At 58.4% G+C, this 15,761-nt stretch carries 14 protein-coding genes; 1 reads left to right on the forward strand and 13 read right to left on the reverse strand.

Going from position 1 to position 15,761, the window contains the following annotated elements; translation table 11 throughout:
* A complete protein-coding gene (locus tag ICI42_RS13025; protein ID WP_188164989.1) occupies positions 1 to 645 on the reverse strand; it encodes a DUF47 domain-containing protein in 645 nt (214 codons plus the stop codon).
* Between the two features lie 273 nt (positions 646 to 918).
* Between ICI42_RS13025 and ICI42_RS13030 the strand changes: the two genes are divergently transcribed.
* A complete protein-coding gene (locus ICI42_RS13030; protein ID WP_188164990.1) occupies positions 919 to 1,308 on the forward strand; it encodes a GFA family protein in 390 nt (129 codons plus the stop codon).
* Positions 1,309 to 1,340: 32 nt separating this feature from the next.
* Here ICI42_RS13030 and lhgO read toward each other — a convergent pair whose 3' ends face one another.
* The 12 genes from lhgO to ICI42_RS13090 form a co-directional block, all read right to left on the reverse strand.
* Positions 1,341 to 2,546, reverse strand: a complete 1,206-nt coding sequence (gene lhgO, locus ICI42_RS13035) for an L-2-hydroxyglutarate oxidase (RefSeq protein ID WP_188164991.1) — start codon at positions 2,544 to 2,546, stop codon at positions 1,341 to 1,343.
* Positions 2,547 to 2,938: 392 nt separating this feature from the next.
* A complete protein-coding gene (locus tag ICI42_RS13040) occupies positions 2,939 to 3,352 on the reverse strand; it encodes a hypothetical protein (RefSeq protein ID WP_188164992.1) in 414 nt (137 codons plus the stop codon).
* Positions 3,353 to 3,609: 257 nt separating this feature from the next.
* Entirely contained in the window at positions 3,610 to 4,278 is a 669-nt protein-coding gene (locus tag ICI42_RS13045; RefSeq protein ID WP_188164993.1) for a transcriptional regulator, read from the reverse strand.
* A gap of 252 nt (positions 4,279 to 4,530) precedes the next feature.
* Positions 4,531 to 5,535: a cytochrome d ubiquinol oxidase subunit II gene (gene cydB, locus ICI42_RS13050; protein WP_188164994.1), complete on the reverse strand. Its 1,005-nt coding sequence runs from the start codon at positions 5,533 to 5,535 to the stop codon at positions 4,531 to 4,533.
* Positions 5,525 to 6,943 carry a cytochrome ubiquinol oxidase subunit I gene (locus ICI42_RS13055; protein ID WP_188165085.1) on the reverse strand — a complete coding sequence of 473 codons (1,419 nt, stop codon included), beginning with the start codon at positions 6,941 to 6,943 and terminating at the stop codon, positions 5,525 to 5,527. Before ICI42_RS13055 ends, cydB begins: the two co-directional genes overlap by 11 nt.
* Before the next feature lie 420 nt (positions 6,944 to 7,363).
* Positions 7,364 to 9,382, reverse strand: coding sequence for an acyltransferase family protein (locus ICI42_RS13060; RefSeq protein ID WP_210317178.1), 2,019 nt, complete (start codon positions 9,380 to 9,382; stop codon positions 7,364 to 7,366).
* Between the two features lie 134 nt (positions 9,383 to 9,516).
* On the reverse strand, positions 9,517 to 9,747 hold the full coding sequence (locus ICI42_RS23660; RefSeq protein WP_230980306.1) for a hypothetical protein: 231 nt from the start codon (positions 9,745 to 9,747) through the stop codon (positions 9,517 to 9,519).
* Positions 9,748 to 9,772: 25 nt separating this feature from the next.
* Complete coding sequence (locus ICI42_RS13070) at positions 9,773 to 10,807, reverse strand: 4-hydroxythreonine-4-phosphate dehydrogenase PdxA (protein ID WP_188164996.1); 1,035 nt, start codon at positions 10,805 to 10,807, stop codon at positions 9,773 to 9,775.
* A complete protein-coding gene (locus tag ICI42_RS13075; protein WP_188164997.1) occupies positions 10,804 to 11,922 on the reverse strand; it encodes an ABC transporter ATP-binding protein in 1,119 nt (372 codons plus the stop codon). The genes ICI42_RS13070 and ICI42_RS13075 overlap by 4 nt, the downstream gene beginning before the upstream one ends.
* On the reverse strand, positions 11,919 to 13,862 hold the full coding sequence (locus ICI42_RS13080; protein ID WP_188164998.1) for a glycoside hydrolase family 127 protein: 1,944 nt from the start codon (positions 13,860 to 13,862) through the stop codon (positions 11,919 to 11,921). Before ICI42_RS13080 ends, ICI42_RS13075 begins: the two co-directional genes overlap by 4 nt.
* A gap of 30 nt (positions 13,863 to 13,892) precedes the next feature.
* Positions 13,893 to 14,753, reverse strand: coding sequence for a carbohydrate ABC transporter permease (locus ICI42_RS13085; protein ID WP_188164999.1), 861 nt, complete (start codon positions 14,751 to 14,753; stop codon positions 13,893 to 13,895).
* Positions 14,753 to 15,679, reverse strand: a complete 927-nt coding sequence (locus ICI42_RS13090) for a carbohydrate ABC transporter permease (protein WP_188165000.1) — start codon at positions 15,677 to 15,679, stop codon at positions 14,753 to 14,755. The genes ICI42_RS13085 and ICI42_RS13090 overlap by 1 nt, the downstream gene beginning before the upstream one ends.
* Positions 15,680 to 15,761: the final 82 nt, after the last annotated feature.

Below are 15,761 nucleotides of genomic sequence, written 5' to 3' on the forward strand. Positions count from 1 at the left end.
TCAGACGTTCTCGATCAGGATGCCGCTGATCTCGTTGGCGACGTCCTCGAAGCGGTCGACCACCTTCTCCAGCTCCGAGTAGATTTCGCTGCCGATGATGTATGCCATCGGGTTGCTGGTGCCGTGCTTCTTGAACAACTCCTTCAGTCCGTGGTCGTGGAGTTGGTCGGAGCGTTCCTCCACCCGCATCACCTCTTCGGCGATAGCGCTCAGTCGGGCGACGTTCGGCCCAAGCTTCTGCAAGAGTGGAATAGCCTCCGCCGTCAGCTTCGCCGCCTGCACAATGACCGTGCCCATTTCCCGCATCGGTGGCTCGAAACTGGTCTGCTCGAACAAGCTGACTGTCTTCACCGTCTTGTGCATCATGTCGATGGCGTCATCCATCGACTGGATCAGGTCCTTGATGTCGCCCCGGTCGAAGGGCGTGATGAAGCTGAGGCGCACCGCCTGCAATACCTGGCGCGTGACCTCGTCGGCCTGGTCCTCCAAGGCAATGATCTCACGGCAATGCTGCTCGACACCCTCGCCGCCCTGCAGCAGCTTTTCCAGAGCTTCCGCACCGCTGACGAGTATCCGAGAATGCTCGGTAAACAGGTCGAAGAACTTGTCTTCCCTCGGAAGCAGATAGCGAAACCAGCCAAGCATCCGAACACTCCGCGCAATATGGCCTGCACCGGTCCTTTGCCGGCGTATGGCCCTACATAAACGCGCTTTCGCCGAAATGATCCAGCAAAAGCGGGATTTTCACAGGTTCCGATTCTCGGCAGCGAGACGGCTTGGTCGGTACAAGCAATCCTTGACTTTCCACTTGCGGAACAAGTCGGTGGCGGTCGGCTTTCTATATACGAAACGACTTAGCCCAAGCATTGACCCCTATACAGTCGTCAGAGCCCACTCTTGATCTTGGAGACAACCGAAATGCAGCAATTTACCGGCGGGTGCCTGTGCGGCAAGGTGCGGCTCGTGGCAACGGGGCAGCCCTACAGGGTGGGGCTTTGTCACTGTCTGGATTGCCGCAAGCATCACGGGGCATTGTTTTATGCTGCGGCAATCTTCCCAAAAGATGCTGTGACGATTGAAGGCGAAACTCGCGACTATGGCGGAAGGGCCTTTTGTCCCAATTGCGGATCGTCGGTCTTCGGCCGGTCGGCGGACGAAATCGAAGTCACTCTGGGAACGCTAGACGAGCCGGACCAGTTCATGCCGACTTATGAAAGCTGGACCATCCGCCGCGAATCCTGGCTGCCGCCATTTCCGCTTTCGTACCAATACGAGCGCAATCGCGATACTACGGGCCGCCATGAGTGAACCGCGAGTCGCGCGGCTGGCAAGTCCACTCTCTATTTCCAGTGGAACTGCTTTTCGGCTTGGTCCACCACATGGTTTGCGATTGGAAGAGCGGACGTTGCCGCCGGGGATGGCGCGTTGCAGACGTGGATGGTTCGTGCGGTCGTGCGGATAATGAAATCATGCTCGATCGAGCCGTCCTTCATGACGGCTTGCGCCCGGATGCCGGGACGATAGGGGTGAAAATCGTCAACGGTCAGTTCGGGGCAGTATTTTTGGCAAAGCGCGAGATAGCGTTTTTTGCTGAGAGAGTTGGCCATCTCCTGCATGCCGAGCTTTAAATGGTTGCGCGCCAACTTGCGAAAGCCGGTATAACCGACGATCTCGATAAGATCCTTCAGATTGACGTCGCCGAAGCGGTAACCTTCGCGCGCAAAAGCAAGAACGGCGTTTGGGCCAACAGTGACATACCCCCCGATCATCCGGGTCAGGTGGACTCCCAGGAACGGCAGGGCTGGATCGGGCACCGGATAGATGAGGTGGTTGACGATGTCATTCTTGTCGGGACCCAGGCGAAAATACTCGCCACGGAACGGCACCAGTTGGAAGTCGAGATCGAGATGGCACATCCGCGCCAGCCGGTCGGCCATCATACCTGCACAGACGATGAGGTGACGGGCGCGGATTGTCCGGTCGCCGGCTTCGACGGTGATGCCGGAAGCATCCTCGCCGATCGCTTTGACTTCAAGGCCTTTGAAGATGTCCCCACCATGACACTCGACTTCCTTGCCCATGGTACGCGCGACAAGTCCAAAATCGACAATGCCCGTGGTGGGTGAAAACAGCGCTCCAAGGCCCGTGATGCGCGGCTCGCGTCGCTTGAGTTCTTTGGCGTCGAGCCGTTCGAGGTTGAGCCCGTTCTCCTTGCTGCGCTCGTAAAGCGCGGCCATGCGCGGCAGATCGTCGGGTTCGGTCGCGACGATCATCTTGCCGCATTGGTCGTAAGGGATGGCGTGCTTGTCGCAGAACTGCATGGTGGCATCCACACCCGCCCTGCAGAACAGCGACTTCATTGTGCCCGGCTTATAGTAGACGCCGGCATGGATGACGCCGCTGTTGCGTCCCGTCTGGTGCTGCGCCAGCCGGTCTTCCTTCTCAACGATGGCGATAGAACGCCCCGGGTAACGCTCGCTGATGCGCATGGCGGTCGCCACGCCGACAATCCCGCCACCGATGATGGCTACGTCGTAGTTGCTCAAAAGGTGCCCTCATATTGACCGATCATGTCCTGCACCGTTGACCTCCGACGATCTTTCAACTTCGCCTACAAAGCTGGCGGGTGACAGTTCCATTTGAATACCGGAGAGGCAATATCGGTCATGTTTCACGAGGATGGAATGGGCGGGTCGTGGGCTTAAAGGTGTTTCCTCATTATCCCTTTGGAGAGCCGCCTTTTGTGGATGCCTGATCTCAGCGGCGCTAAACACCTGACTCCTGCGGGCGTATCAGCGTTACTTAAAGCGACGGGAATCTCTAAGATACCGGCTGTAAAATCGGCGCCCATCTTAATCAGATGAAGCCTCCCGGATCCAGCGCGTGCACGACATGCACCCAACCAGTTCGGTTCCGACAGCCAGACGGCCCCGCCCCGTCAGCGTTCGAACCGCTCCAGCATCTTCTTCAACTGCGCGTTTTGCAGTCGCAGCTTGCTCGCCAACTGCTCCCTGAGAACTTTGATCTCCGCATCGATCCTCAGATCGTCTGCATTATGGACGACTGAAGCGAGTTCCAAGGCAACCGCGACCGTCTTAGCTTTCTGGCCCCGAACTTTCCGCCCGCGTTGTTCGCCTTTGGCTTTTTCGAGCTTCGCAGCCTGGTGGTCAATCGAGGCGGCGGCAACGATATCACCCGGTAACGCCGCATCGGAACCGACCACGCGCTCAGCGCTTTCGCCGTCCACCCTATCGTGAGGGTCACGTCCCACTCCCTGCGGCGGCGCAGGCGCTGCTGAAACCGGATCGGCTGGATCATCACGGGGCGGCTCGACGCCTGCCGTGCGATCCACCGAGCTCTCGCTGTTCTCCGCACGCGTTTCGCTTACACGAGGCACATCGCGCGTCACATCATCGATCGAGTCGCTGTCCGGCTTTTGCCCACGTCGCGACGACACCAGTCGAGACAGAAATTTCCATGGAGATGCCATCTATCCGACCTCGCGCTTTATCCCGCATGCAGGTTGCGAGTTTCGATTGGCAACAGCCGTGATCAAAACATTCATCTCAATAAGCAATGGACATCGGCCGGCGCTTGGCCGCGCTGTTCTCAATCCAGTTTGAGACGCTTGCGCAGATCCGCATTTTCAGCGCGAAGTTTTTCTGCCAGCAGCTTGCGCAATTTCTGGTTTTCCGCCTCCAACTGAAGAAGGTCCGCCATCTCGTCGCTTGCCACTGTCGGCTCCGCAGCCGCAGTCTGCGCTGCCTTCGGAGCACGCTTCTGATATGCACGTTTGGCACTCGCCGGGGCTTCCACCGCCTTGGCCTTGCGCCCTCTCTTCTGCTTGCCACCGTCGCCGTTCGAGGCACCTGCCGGCGCCGTCACAGTATTGTCAGAAGCCGGTGCCGCCTCAGCAGCGGCTTTCTTAGCGCGCGGTTTACGCTGTTTTGGCGCAATTGGCGTTTCAACAGTGGCCGCCGCTTCGGCAGTGCTCATCGTATCAATCTCGTCCGCCATGCCCGTCTCCTGTGCATCTGATTCAGTTGTCATTGCTGAAGACAGTGTCGATACCGCTCCAGCGTGATCTTTCTGCTGTAAAGATAGTTCGTCGGATTTGCCGACTTGCTCCTTACCCAACAAAAATAGCGTCGCCTCTTTTTCTACATCGCGCGCAACGGATTTGAGATCGACGTCTCCCCATATCGAGTTGGATTTAAGATCCGGTTTCCGACGGCCGGATTTATACTCGACGGCAAAACTGCGTTGGACTTTTTTCAATTCTTAAGCCTTGGGACTCTACGAGATGTTCAGCGACGTGCTGAAACGTTGAAAATAACGAATACCGCCGCAGTAGTCTAGGGTTTGAGCTCAACGAGTGCAGCTACCGCGATGCAAGGTGGAAGCCAGTGTGCCGCTACGGGGATAAAACCAGCTTTATAGCCAAGCCGACAATCCCCACAGCGGTCACTCCTGCAAACCAAAGGATTGCGAACCAAAGAAGCTTCACCGGCACGCTGTTTTCCTTTGGCATCAGTGGTAGCCCTCCCCGGGATCGATCTTCCCCCGGAACACCCAATAGGCATAAGCGGTGTAGGCCAGGATCATCGGCACAAGCAGGACTGCGCCAACCAGGAGAAAGGCAAGGCTGGACTCTGGCGCCGCCGCATCCCAGATGGTCACCGACGGGGGCACGATGAAGGGGTAGAAGCTGATGCCAATCCCCGCAAAACCTAGAATGAACAGGCCGAGGGCTGCAAGGAAGGGTTGGGCATCGCGCTTGTTGCGGATGCCTACGACGAGAAGCGCAAAGCATCCGAGAACAAGCGCAGGCACGATAAAGCTGAACATCGCCGTAGGCCAACCGAACCAGCGTTCGAGATAGAGCGGGTTGAGAAAGGGTGTCCACAAGCTGAACATCCCCATTGCAGCGATGGTCGCAAAGCAACAGCGTAACGCGACGCGCCGCGCCTTCTCGTTCAGCTCTCCAGTTGTTTTCATCACCAGCCAGGTGGAACCCAGCAGCGCATAGCCGACAGCCACCGCGAGACCTGTTGCAAGCGAAAACGGCGTAAGCCAGTCCCACCAAGCACCGGCATAGGCGCGATTGACGACCGGAATCCCTTGGACGAGCGCACCCAGTGTTATCCCTTGTGCCATCGCAGCCAGCAAAGAGCCGCCCGCAAACGCCCAGTTCCAAAGGAATTCGCCTCGCGTGGTGCGCCATCGATATTCAAAAGCAACGCCACGGAAAATCAGTCCCAGAAGCATGGCGATAATCGGGGCATAGAGCGCCGGCAGAATGGTGGCATAGGCCAAGGGGAAAACAGCCATCAAACCGCCGCCGCCCAACACGAGCCAGGTCTCGTTTCCATCCCAGACCGGAGCCACCGAATTCATCATGACATCGCGATCATGTTTTTCGGAAAAGAAGGGGAAAAGGATTCCCACTCCCAGATCGAAGCCGTCGAGAATGACGTAGGCAAGGACGGCGAAGGCAATGATGCCGGCCCAGACGAAAGCGAGATCAATGACCACGATGCTGGCCCCCTTCGATGTGTTCCGTCGCAGGACCCGGCATGATGCCGGAGGTTCTGATCGGCCCTTTGTCGAGATCCGGCAGCGGATCGCGAGGCAGACGCTTCATCAGCCGCAAGATATAAAAAGTGCCGGCGCCGAAAACGAAGAAGTAGGTGACGATGAAGGCGATCAATGAAGCTGCGACGGCGGGCGCCTCTACCGGGGAAAGGGAATCGGCCGTCAGAAGATGGCCATAGACCGTGTACGGCTGGCGGCCGACCTCCGTGGTCACCCAGCCGGCGAGAACCGCGACAAAGCCGGCCGGCCCCATGACGACCGCTGCTCTGTGAAGCCAGTCATTGGTGTGGAGCGTTCCGCGATATCGGTTCCAAAGGCTCCACAGGCCCATGCCGAGCATGGCAAAACCGATGCCGACCATTATCCTGAACGACCAAAAGACTACCGCTACCGGCGGCTCCAGCGCATCGGGAACACTGTCGAGGCCGGCAAGAGGCGCGTTCAGGTCGTGCTTGAGGATCAGGCTCGAGAGTTTTGGGATCTCGACGGCGTAATCGATGCGTTTTTCGGCGGTGTTGGGAATTCCGAACAGGATCAGAGGCGCACCATCGGGGTGGCTTTCGAAATGGCCCTCCATCGCCATGACTTTGACCGGCTGATATTCGAGCGTGTTGAGGCCATGGGCGTCGCCCGCGAAAATCTGTAGCGGCGCTACAAGCGTTGCCATCCACATGGCCATCGAGAACATCGTGCGCGACCGCCGAGGTGCTGTATTGTCCAAAAGATGCCATGCTCCAACAGCCCCGACCACGAAGGCGGTGGTCAGATAAGCAGCCAGAACCATATGGACGAGACGATATGGGAAGGATGGATTGAAGACGATCTTCCACCAATCCAATGGAATGAATTGGCCAGCGGCATTCATGCCAAATCCGTCCGGAGTTTGCATCCAGGAATTGACCGCCAGGATCCAGGTGGCCGAAATCAGCGTACCTATCGCCACCATGCAGGTGGCGAGAAAATGCAATTTTGGTCCGACACGATTGAGCCCGAACAGCATGATTCCGAGGAAACCTGCTTCGAGGAAGAACGCCGTCAGAACTTCGTAGCCCATAAGGGGCCCGATCACCGGCCCGGCCTTGTCCGAAAAAACGCTCCAGTTGGTGCCGAACTGATAGGACATGACGATGCCGGAGACGACGCCCATGCCGAAAGCCACCGCGAAGATCGTTTTCCAGAAATTGAAAAGGTCCAGGTAGACCTGATCCTTCTTCCAAAGCCACAAGCCTTCCAGTACCGCGAGATAGCTCGCAAGTCCGATCGAGAATGCCGGAAAGATGATGTGGAAGGAAACCGTGAACGCAAATTGCGCTCGCGCTAAAATCGCTGCGTCGAAAGACTCTAATATGGCCATCTCATATCCGTTCGATAGAGAAGATTAAACATATCGGCCGCAGCCAGGTATGTCTTGACATAACGAATGCGTCTCATTGCTTGCGGTTGCAATACTGAGCTTCACGAGACGGTACTGAGGCGCCTCGACTCTCGTATAGCAAGCACCCAACTGTATTTCTCTAGGACAGAAGGTCCAATAGCTGTGACCTGATCTGGACAAGAGCCCTTCGAAAGCGACGTCACGACGCGGCGGCGTTCCCAATACATGACGCCAGCACGTCCGTTGGGCGGTTGAGGCAAAGACGCATCGAGACCGTCCGGTGGCCAGCAGCAGCGCGTGGCAATCGCCCTTACACCAAGCCAGGAAATGCAGTTCGAATTCCGCTACATCCAGGGTGAACCAGGAAACCGTGAGAAACAAGATTAGATCCTGTCAACCTGACGGGGTTTCGCTCCGTCTAACCGACTTTGATCTGGGGACTTTAGGGAAAGGCAGCCCCACTTGTTTGGCAAGATATGGAGCCAATGCTGCAGAGTATGTCGCCGACAGATGATGGCGATCGCGCCAGACGATCATGTTTCCGACGATCGTTTCGCAGATCTCTGGCCCGCATATGGCGTCATTCATATCGACAACATGTATGCCGTCCATCGTGCTCGATGCATATTCAAACACGTCCGGCGGCAAGACCTCCTTGCGCCGCGCCACGCAAGATTTCCCATCCTTCCTGGCGAGACATTCCTCCGGTTGAAATGGCATGAAAGGCGTGTCCTGGATGGGGATTATCCTTATTCCCAATTGCGAGAGTTCTCCCCAGACGCTGCGCAAGCCACGTACCATGACCTCTTTATCGATATAGCGATACGGCGATTGACCGATGAACATGATGTCTACAGGGTTTGACCTGATGAACTCGACGACATTCTCGCGCCACTCCATGCAAGATGTGTAGGGCTTGCCCTTCAGCTGCACCTCGACGCGGCTGAACGCACAAGCCGACTTGGTGAATGTCAGTAGCCTCCAGTCGTTCTGGGTAGCAATCCTTTCCAGAGCCGGTATCCAGTTCGCGGCATGCGAGTCGCCGACGACTGCGATGGTTTTGCGTCCTTCAGGGTTGCCCAAAATGCAGTGGACGGGCTCTGCACGCCTTTGGTTCTGATGGCACTTATCGTACACTGATGGCAGATCGCGCTTCAAGACAGCGAGCGGTGGGATCGGCTCGATGTCCGGAGGTGCGGATACGTTGGAAACAAGGACAGCGGGCCCAGGATAGCGTGCGTCGGCAGGGCTCACTCCGGCACTGCCTTGTGACACCATCCAGTGCTGCAGCACTCCGAACGCGACCACCGCGCCGGCTAACGATCCGAGACCATACACCAAGGGACGCCGCTCTGACTTATATCTTGAGTGGCGATATCGCTGCTCGATGTGACCATAGGATATATGCGACAGCACCACGGTAATTGCCATGAGGCCGATCCCATCCATCAAGCCGATCTTTTCGTACCAAGCGGTGTAAAAGATAATGATTGGCCAGTGCCACAAATACAACGAATAGGAACGGTCGCCGAGCCAGATTAGCCATCCCGGCTTGAGTCTGCGGAAGGCACCCAACTTGATGTCGCCGGCAAGGATGACCGCCGCGGTTCCAAGCGTTGGTACGAGCGCAGCGATGCCAGGAAAAATTGTCGACGGCGTGTAAGTGATCGCCGACCAAAGAATGGCAGCCAGACCAGCGACAGCGACGCTAGCACGTACGCTACCCGGCATTCCTTGGCCATGATGAATGGTAAGAGCGAGCAAGCCGCCTAACGCCAATTCCCAGATCCGGGTGTGCGTTACGAAATATGCGTAGCCGGGATCTTGCTCGGTCAAGATGACAGAGGCGGCGAACGAGCTTGCAAATATTATCGAGACGACGAAGAAGGTGAGAGCGCGTGACGGGACGTCAAACCGTCTTGCTATCCATATCGCCGCGATTATCAGAAGAGGCCAAACAACATAGAACTGTCCCTCGATCGAAAGAGACCAATAATGTTGGACCGGGCTGGGGTCCGCATCAGCACTGAGGTAGTCGATGGATCTGGCCGCGAGAGCCCAGTTCTGAACATAAAATGCGCTGGCCAAGATTTGCGCCGCTGTTTCCTCCCAGCGCGCCGAGGGCAAAAAGGCAAACATACCGAAAAATGTGACGAACAGGACTAGCGTTGCCGCCGGTAGCAAGCGTCGTACGCGACCGGAGTAGAACTCCAGCAGCGAGATTTTACCGTCGCGCTCCGAATCGCGACTCAACTTTCCTGTTATCAGAAAGCCGGATATGACGAAAAAGACGTCGACGCCCACATAGCCGCCCGACAGCCATTGCGGCCATAGGTGGAATATAAAGACGATTCCCACGGCGAGTGCCCTAAGACACTGTACTTCCTGGAGAACATTTTTCGTCGATCCCATCAACCGCAGCCCGATTCTGATCGTTCGGGATTTAGCTGAAATACTTTGGCGCGACTAGGATGGGGACTCATTCAAATCCATGCGATTAGAGCCGAACGAGTGCGACAGCCCACAGGTGGTTTGAAGCCAGCCTATCACAGCGTGTTACGATGCGCCGCGACGAGTTCTGCAATCTGCAGAAGCGCCATTCGATGACATTTCGCCGTCGGTAGGCTTTCGATCGAGAGGGTACGGCGTTCTGCGTGCGGCACCAGAATCTTGCTGAGCCGGCATCCGTCCGGCGCGTAAATCCCGCTGTGACGCAGATGCCGTCCGTCGATGATGTCGAATGCCCTGATATGGTAACGATCTACCCGCGTCCGCATGCGCGAATCCACATGACGACGACGGTCAAGCGCTACCACCTCGATTGTGTGCCGCGGTGGCCATGCGGGCAGCCAGCAACACGGCCTCCTCGCTGGCAAGCGGATTGGCGATGCCCTCGCCGGCAATGTCGTAGGCGGTGCCATGCGCGGGCGTGCAGACGGGAAAAGGAAGCCCGCCAAGCATGGTCACGCCGCGGTCGAAGCCGATCAGCTTCATGGCGATCTGGCCCTGGTCGTGATACATGGTCAGCACCGCATGATATCCGTCCCTGAGTGCGGTCAGAAAGACCGTGTCGGCCGGAAGCGGGCCTGAGACATCGAAGCCATCGGCAACAGCCGCGTTGACGGCCGGACCGATGATATCGATCTCCTCCATGCCGAAACTGCCGCCGTCGCCCGCATGCGGGTTGAGGCCGGCCACAAGCAGGCGCGGCGCTTCAACGCCTGACTGTTTCAGGCAGTCTACGGTCAAGCGAATCTCGGCGAGGATTGCCTCGCGCGACAGTTGGCCCGCGACATCCTTCAGCGGAATATGCGAGGTGACGCGGGCATTCCACACGGTATCGAGAACGTTGAACTCCTTGATCCTGCCCGTCAGCTGCAAAAGTTCCTGGATGAAGCGGCTTTCGTCGTCATAGCCCGGATGGGCGAAGCGCATCGCCTTCTTGTTCAGCGGCGTATAGCACACGGCGGCCACCTGGCCTGCTTCCGCCAGCCGCAGGGCGTACGAGAAATTCTCGACGGCGAACGTTCCACCCGTCAGCGTCGCCTCGCCGACCGTCACGGCCGCTGGATCGAGATTGCGCAGATCGATCAGGACCGGGCTGGCAGCCGGCCCTATGACGCCGCTTTCCACCGTGGCGATGCCAAGCATCAATCCTGCTGCCTTGGCGCCGCCTTCGAGGATGCGCCGGTCTCCGATCACCACCAGGCGCGCGGCGGCAGCGACCCTCGGCGATGCGATCAACCTGGCTGCAAGCTCCGGGCTGATCCCGGCCGGATCGCCCATGGCGAGCGCTATCAGGGGACGTTCGCCGGCGTCGTCGACTTTCACATTCATGGCGTTGCTTCCACATGAAGCGCTGCCGGGCGCAATCGTCGGCCATCCGCCGTAAACAGCCTTAGGCATTCGGGCTCGCAGCTCAGCCACGCTTCTTCACCAGGCGAAAAGTAGCGTCCGTCGCGCTGTTCAACAGTGAGCATCTCACCGCTCGGAAGATAGCAATAGATGTATCGGGTACTGCCAAGATACTCGGAAAAATCGACTTTCACGCGCAGCGCATCCTTTCTGCGATCTCCGACCGTCAGGTGCTCCGGGCGGATACCGAGTTTAACGTTTTCCCCTTCCGAAATGCCAATCAGGGGCTGCGGTATTGGCATAACCGCATCGGCCACTCCGATATGGTTTTTAGCCATATACACCGCATCGACAAAGTTCATGCGGGGCGAACCGATGAAGCCGGCGACGAAAAGGTTGTTGGGGTCTTCGTAGACTTCGCGCGGCGTGCCGACCTGTTCGATGACGCCATCCCTCAGTACGACGATGCGATCCGACAGCGTCATAGCTTCCGTCTGATCATGGGTGACGTAGATCATGGTGTTGCCAAGCTCGCGATGCAGGCGCGCAATCTCGATGCGCATGCTGACGCGTAGCTCCGCATCCAGGTTGCTGAGCGGCTCGTCGAACAAGAACGCGAGCGGCTTGCGCACGATCGCACGGCCGATCGCCACGCGCTGGCGCTGTCCGCCAGACAGTTGGCCGGGCCGGCGATCAAGCAGCGGTTCGATCTTGAGAATCTGGGCCGCAGCCTGTACCTGGCGCTCGATCTCGTCACGTGGCGTCTTGGCCATTTCGAGCCCGAAAGACAGGTTCTCCCGGACGTTCATATGCGGATAAAGCGCATAGGACTGGAAAACCATCGCAATCCCGCGTCTGGACGGGTCGAGATCGGTCACATCGCGACCGGCGATGAGAATGTCGCCCGATGTCACATCCTCCAGACCGGCAATCATGCGCAGCAAGGTGGATTTGCCGCAACCGGACGGCCCAACGAAGACGACGAATTCGCCGCCTTCGATGGTCAGATCAAGCCCTTGGATGACGTTGACAGCGCCAAAGCTTTTTCTGACATCACGAAGCTCGATCTTCGCCTTTTCATGGATGGATCCGGTCATTTCTGCGCCCTGACCCAGACGAGCATCTCGCCGGGCTCCCGATTGTCCCACAGAAAGTACGGCAGGAAACGCGCTGTGGTGTCCTTGAGCGTTGGCTCGCCCGTGTCATACAGTTTACCTTGCCAGTCTCTCCACACCTCCCGCTTCGCCTTCACGTTGATCGCTACGGCCTTGTCGAGCCCTTCGATGGATGCCGTATCGGCTTCGCTGACATCCCCGGTCAGGATCAGGCTGTGCAGTTCCCCACCGTTGTCGATTTCCTCCGCACAGTAGATCATCGGACCACGCGCCAGTGCGACGCGACCGATATCGGCTCTGACCGCAGGATTGGCGTGCAGGGCGCGCACATCCATCGGCAGATCGAGAACAACCCTTTCGCCGCCTTGCCAGAGGCGATCGATCCGCAGGTAGCCCTTGTCCTCGACGGCGGCGACGTCGATAACCTCGCCGTCAATGGACAGTCTTGCCTGGCCGCACCAACCGGGCACACGCAACGCCAGCCTGAAGGCGGCCGGTGCATCGACGCCCACGGTCAGCGCAATGCGACCGTCCCAGGGATAATCGGTGCGTTGGGCAATCGTGACCGCCGTCGAGCCCAGCGCCAGCCGGGCGGTGCTATCGCCGTAAAGGTGGACTGCCAGTTCGTCCGACGACACGCCGTACATGTAGCTGCCGATGGATGCCACGGTGCGGGCGATATTCGGCGGGCAACACGGGCAACGATGCCATGTCCAGCGATGGTGGCTGCCATTGCTTTCGAGCGGGTTGTCGTAGAAGAACGTGGCGCCATCGGCAGCAAGTCCGGAAAGGGCGCCGTTGTAGAGCGCTTGTTCCATGATGTCCGCATAGAGCCGATCCGGACCTCGGCCGAGCATCCGGCTGGCCCACATGACCAAGCCGACGGCAGCGCAAGTCTCGGCATAGGCGTTGTGATTGGGCAGGTCATAGTAATCCGTGAAGCCTTCGTTGCTGGCAGCCGGGCCGATACCGCCGGTGACATACATCTGCTTGGTGGTAAGATCGTCCCACAGAACCTTCAGAGCGTCGGTGAGACTATTGTCGCCGAACTCGGTGGCGACATCCGCCATGCCGGAATAGAGGTACATGGCGCGCACCGCATGGCCGATGACCTTGGTCTGCTGCCGAACCGGCAGATGCGACTGGTTGTATTCATAGGTCCGGTGGCGGAACTGCTTCGGGTCAGCCCCGCGTGCGGCGGCCTCCTCGTCGAAATAATGCGGCTGCTGGCCGCGCTGCTCGATGAAAAAGCGGGCAAGATCAAGGTATCGCTGCTCGCCGGTTGCTCGGCCGAGCCGGATCAGCGCAAGTTCGATCTCTTCATGGCCGCAATAGCCAGGCTTTTGGACCGGCTGTGGCCCGAACGTCTGGTCGATATGGTCGGCATACCGGCACATCACGTCCAAAAGCCTACGCTTGCCGGTCGCATGGAAATAGGCGACGGCAGCCTCAATGAGATGACCCGCGCAATAGAGCTCGTGATGATCCCGAAGGTTGAGCCAACGCTTGCCAGGCTGCATGCGGATGAACCATGAGTTCAGGTAGCCGTCCGGCAATTGCAGCCTGTAGAACATGTCGATGATCGCATCGACTTTGGCTTCTAGATCGGGATTGGGCTTGCGGTACAGCACGTAGGCCGCCGCCTCGATCACCTTTGCGACATCCGAATCCCAGAACATCTGGACATTGACTGTATCGGGCGAACCGTCGGAGCGCAGGTGGTAGGGCAGCCGCAGTTCCGGCACCGGCCTGTCGGGGTCGATCTGGTCGAACATTCCCGCCGCGACGCAGCGATCGTAGAGGATCATAACAGTCTTATCGGCGACCGCGTCGATGCGTTCGCCCCAGAAACCATGCACATCAACATCGGGGACCGCCGGTGGGCGAAAGCCGGACGAAGTGGGTGTATTCAAATATGTCATGGGTCGATATCCGTTTGATTTCTGTTTGTTTTATTTGACGGCGCCCGCGGTCAGGCCGCGGATGTAGTAGCGTTGCAGTCCGAGGAAGAGCACGAGGCATGGCGCCATCATCAGCGTCACGCCGGACTGCACCGCACCCCAGTCGATCGTACCGAACTGGCCCGAGCGCACGGCCGCCATCAGCACCGGAAGGGTGTATTTATTCTGATCCGTGAGTAGGATCAGCGCCGCCAGGAATTCGTTCCATGATGCAAGGAAGGCGAAGATCGCCACCGTGACCACGCCCGGCAGCACCAGCGGCAGCATAATGCGGTAGAGGACGGCGAAGATCGACGCTCCGTCGACGCGGGCCGCATCCTCGATCTCCTTCGGCACGGCATCGAAGGCGTTGCGCATCATGAAGATCGAGAACGGCAATTGCAGCGTCACATAGACCAGGACGATCCCGGTCAGGGTATTCTGCAGCCCCAGCTTGGTCAGGATCAGGAACAGCGGCGTCAGAATCGACTGAAACGGGATCATCACCGTCGAGATGATCAGCACGAACAGCACGTTCTTGAACGGAAAATGGAACCGCGAGAAGCCGTAGCCTGCCAGCAGGCTCACGACGACGGATGCCACCACGGTTGCAAGGGCGACCGTGAGGCTGTTGCCCGTATAGGTCCAGATGCCCGCTCCGTATTTCGCCAGATTTTCATAGCTCTGCACGCTGAATCCGCCGACCGGCCATGGAGGCAACGGCGGTTGCCTGGCTTCGACGGAAGGCTTGAAGCTGACCAGGACGCTCCATGCAAGCGGTGCCAGGAAAAGAAAGGCTGCGATAATCCCCAAGCCGTTATAGCGCAGGGAGGCGAACAGATGGCGCGCTGAAGCGCTGCGGCGAGCGGACACTACATCCCCTCCGGATTGCGCAGCAGCCGCAGCTGCACGACGCTGATGAAGACGAGTATGACCAGCAGGACCATCGACAGGGCAGCACCATATCCGAGACGGAAGGAGCCGAAGGACTGGCTGAATATCCAGTAGACAGCCGTCACCGTGCGGTTCTGCGGACCGCCGTCGGCAATGATGTAGAACTGGTCGAAGGCCAGCATAGAGCCTGAAACGGAAAGAATGAGCGCAAGCGCGATCGTGCGACGCATGAGAGGAAGCGTGATCCGGCGGAACCGCTGCAACGAGGAGGCACCATCGATGCGGGCGGCCTCTTGCACTTCCGTCGAGATGCCCTGCAGGCCGGTCAGGAGGATGATCATGTTGAAGCCCGCAGTCTTCCAGACGACCATGATGATGATCGACCAGAACGTCGTGTCGAAATCTGCCAGCAGGTTAATGCGCGTGGTCATTAGTCCAAGATATTCGGCGGCGGGAGAGAATAGGCCGGAGTCGACGTCAAGCAGCCACGCCCAGAGCAGGCTTGCGGAGCCGAAGCCGACGACCACCGGCAGGAAAAAAGCGGTTCGGTAAAACTTCGTGAACCGGTGGGCTTTCTCGGCGAACAAGGCCAGAGGAAAGGCGACGGCGAAGATCGCAATGGTGACGATCACAGTATAGTAGACGGTGAAGCGCATCGACGACCAGAACTGCGCGTCCTGCGTCAGCCTAATGTAATTACCGAAGCCGATAAACCGGGGCCGGCCGAGCAAGGGCCAATTGTGCAGCGACATCCAGAACGCCATCCCCAGAGGAATGACGAAGAATGTGGCGACCAGGATTAGCGCCGGAGCGATGAAGAGAAGCCCGGCAAGCTGCTTGCGCCGTTGCCTGCCGCTCCTTCGGCGGATAGGTGCACCATCGTGGATATTCTGCGAATTGATCATAGCCTCTCGTCCATTGGGCGTGCCGGGCCGGCCCGGACGGGGATCCCGCACGGGCCGACAGCCAAAGCTGGAAGAAATCCCG

The organism is Oryzicola mucosus (assembly GCF_014534685.1).
Taxonomy (GTDB): Bacteria; Pseudomonadota; Alphaproteobacteria; order Rhizobiales; family Rhizobiaceae; genus Oryzicola; species Oryzicola mucosus.

Excerpts from the sequence above, each read along its gene's own strand:
- ICI42_RS13080 (WP_188164998.1), bottom strand. The coding sequence starts at position 13,862 with ATGACATATTTGAATACACCCACTTCGTCCGGCTTTCGCCCACCGGCG.
- ICI42_RS13025 (WP_188164989.1), bottom strand. The coding sequence starts at position 645 with ATGCTTGGCTGGTTTCGCTATCTGCTTCCGAGGGAAGACAAGTTCTTC.
- ICI42_RS13030 (WP_188164990.1), top strand. The coding sequence starts at position 919 with ATGCAGCAATTTACCGGCGGGTGCCTGTGCGGCAAGGTGCGGCTCGTG.
- ICI42_RS13060 (WP_210317178.1), bottom strand. The coding sequence starts at position 9,382 with ATGGGATCGACGAAAAATGTTCTCCAGGAAGTACAGTGTCTTAGGGCA.
- ICI42_RS13090 (WP_188165000.1), bottom strand. The coding sequence starts at position 15,679 with ATGATCAATTCGCAGAATATCCACGATGGTGCACCTATCCGCCGAAGG.
- ICI42_RS23660 (WP_230980306.1), bottom strand. The coding sequence starts at position 9,747 with ATGCGGACGCGGGTAGATCGTTACCATATCAGGGCATTCGACATCATC.
- ICI42_RS13075 (WP_188164997.1), bottom strand. The coding sequence starts at position 11,922 with ATGACCGGATCCATCCATGAAAAGGCGAAGATCGAGCTTCGTGATGTC.
- ICI42_RS13070 (WP_188164996.1), bottom strand. The coding sequence starts at position 10,807 with ATGAATGTGAAAGTCGACGACGCCGGCGAACGTCCCCTGATAGCGCTC.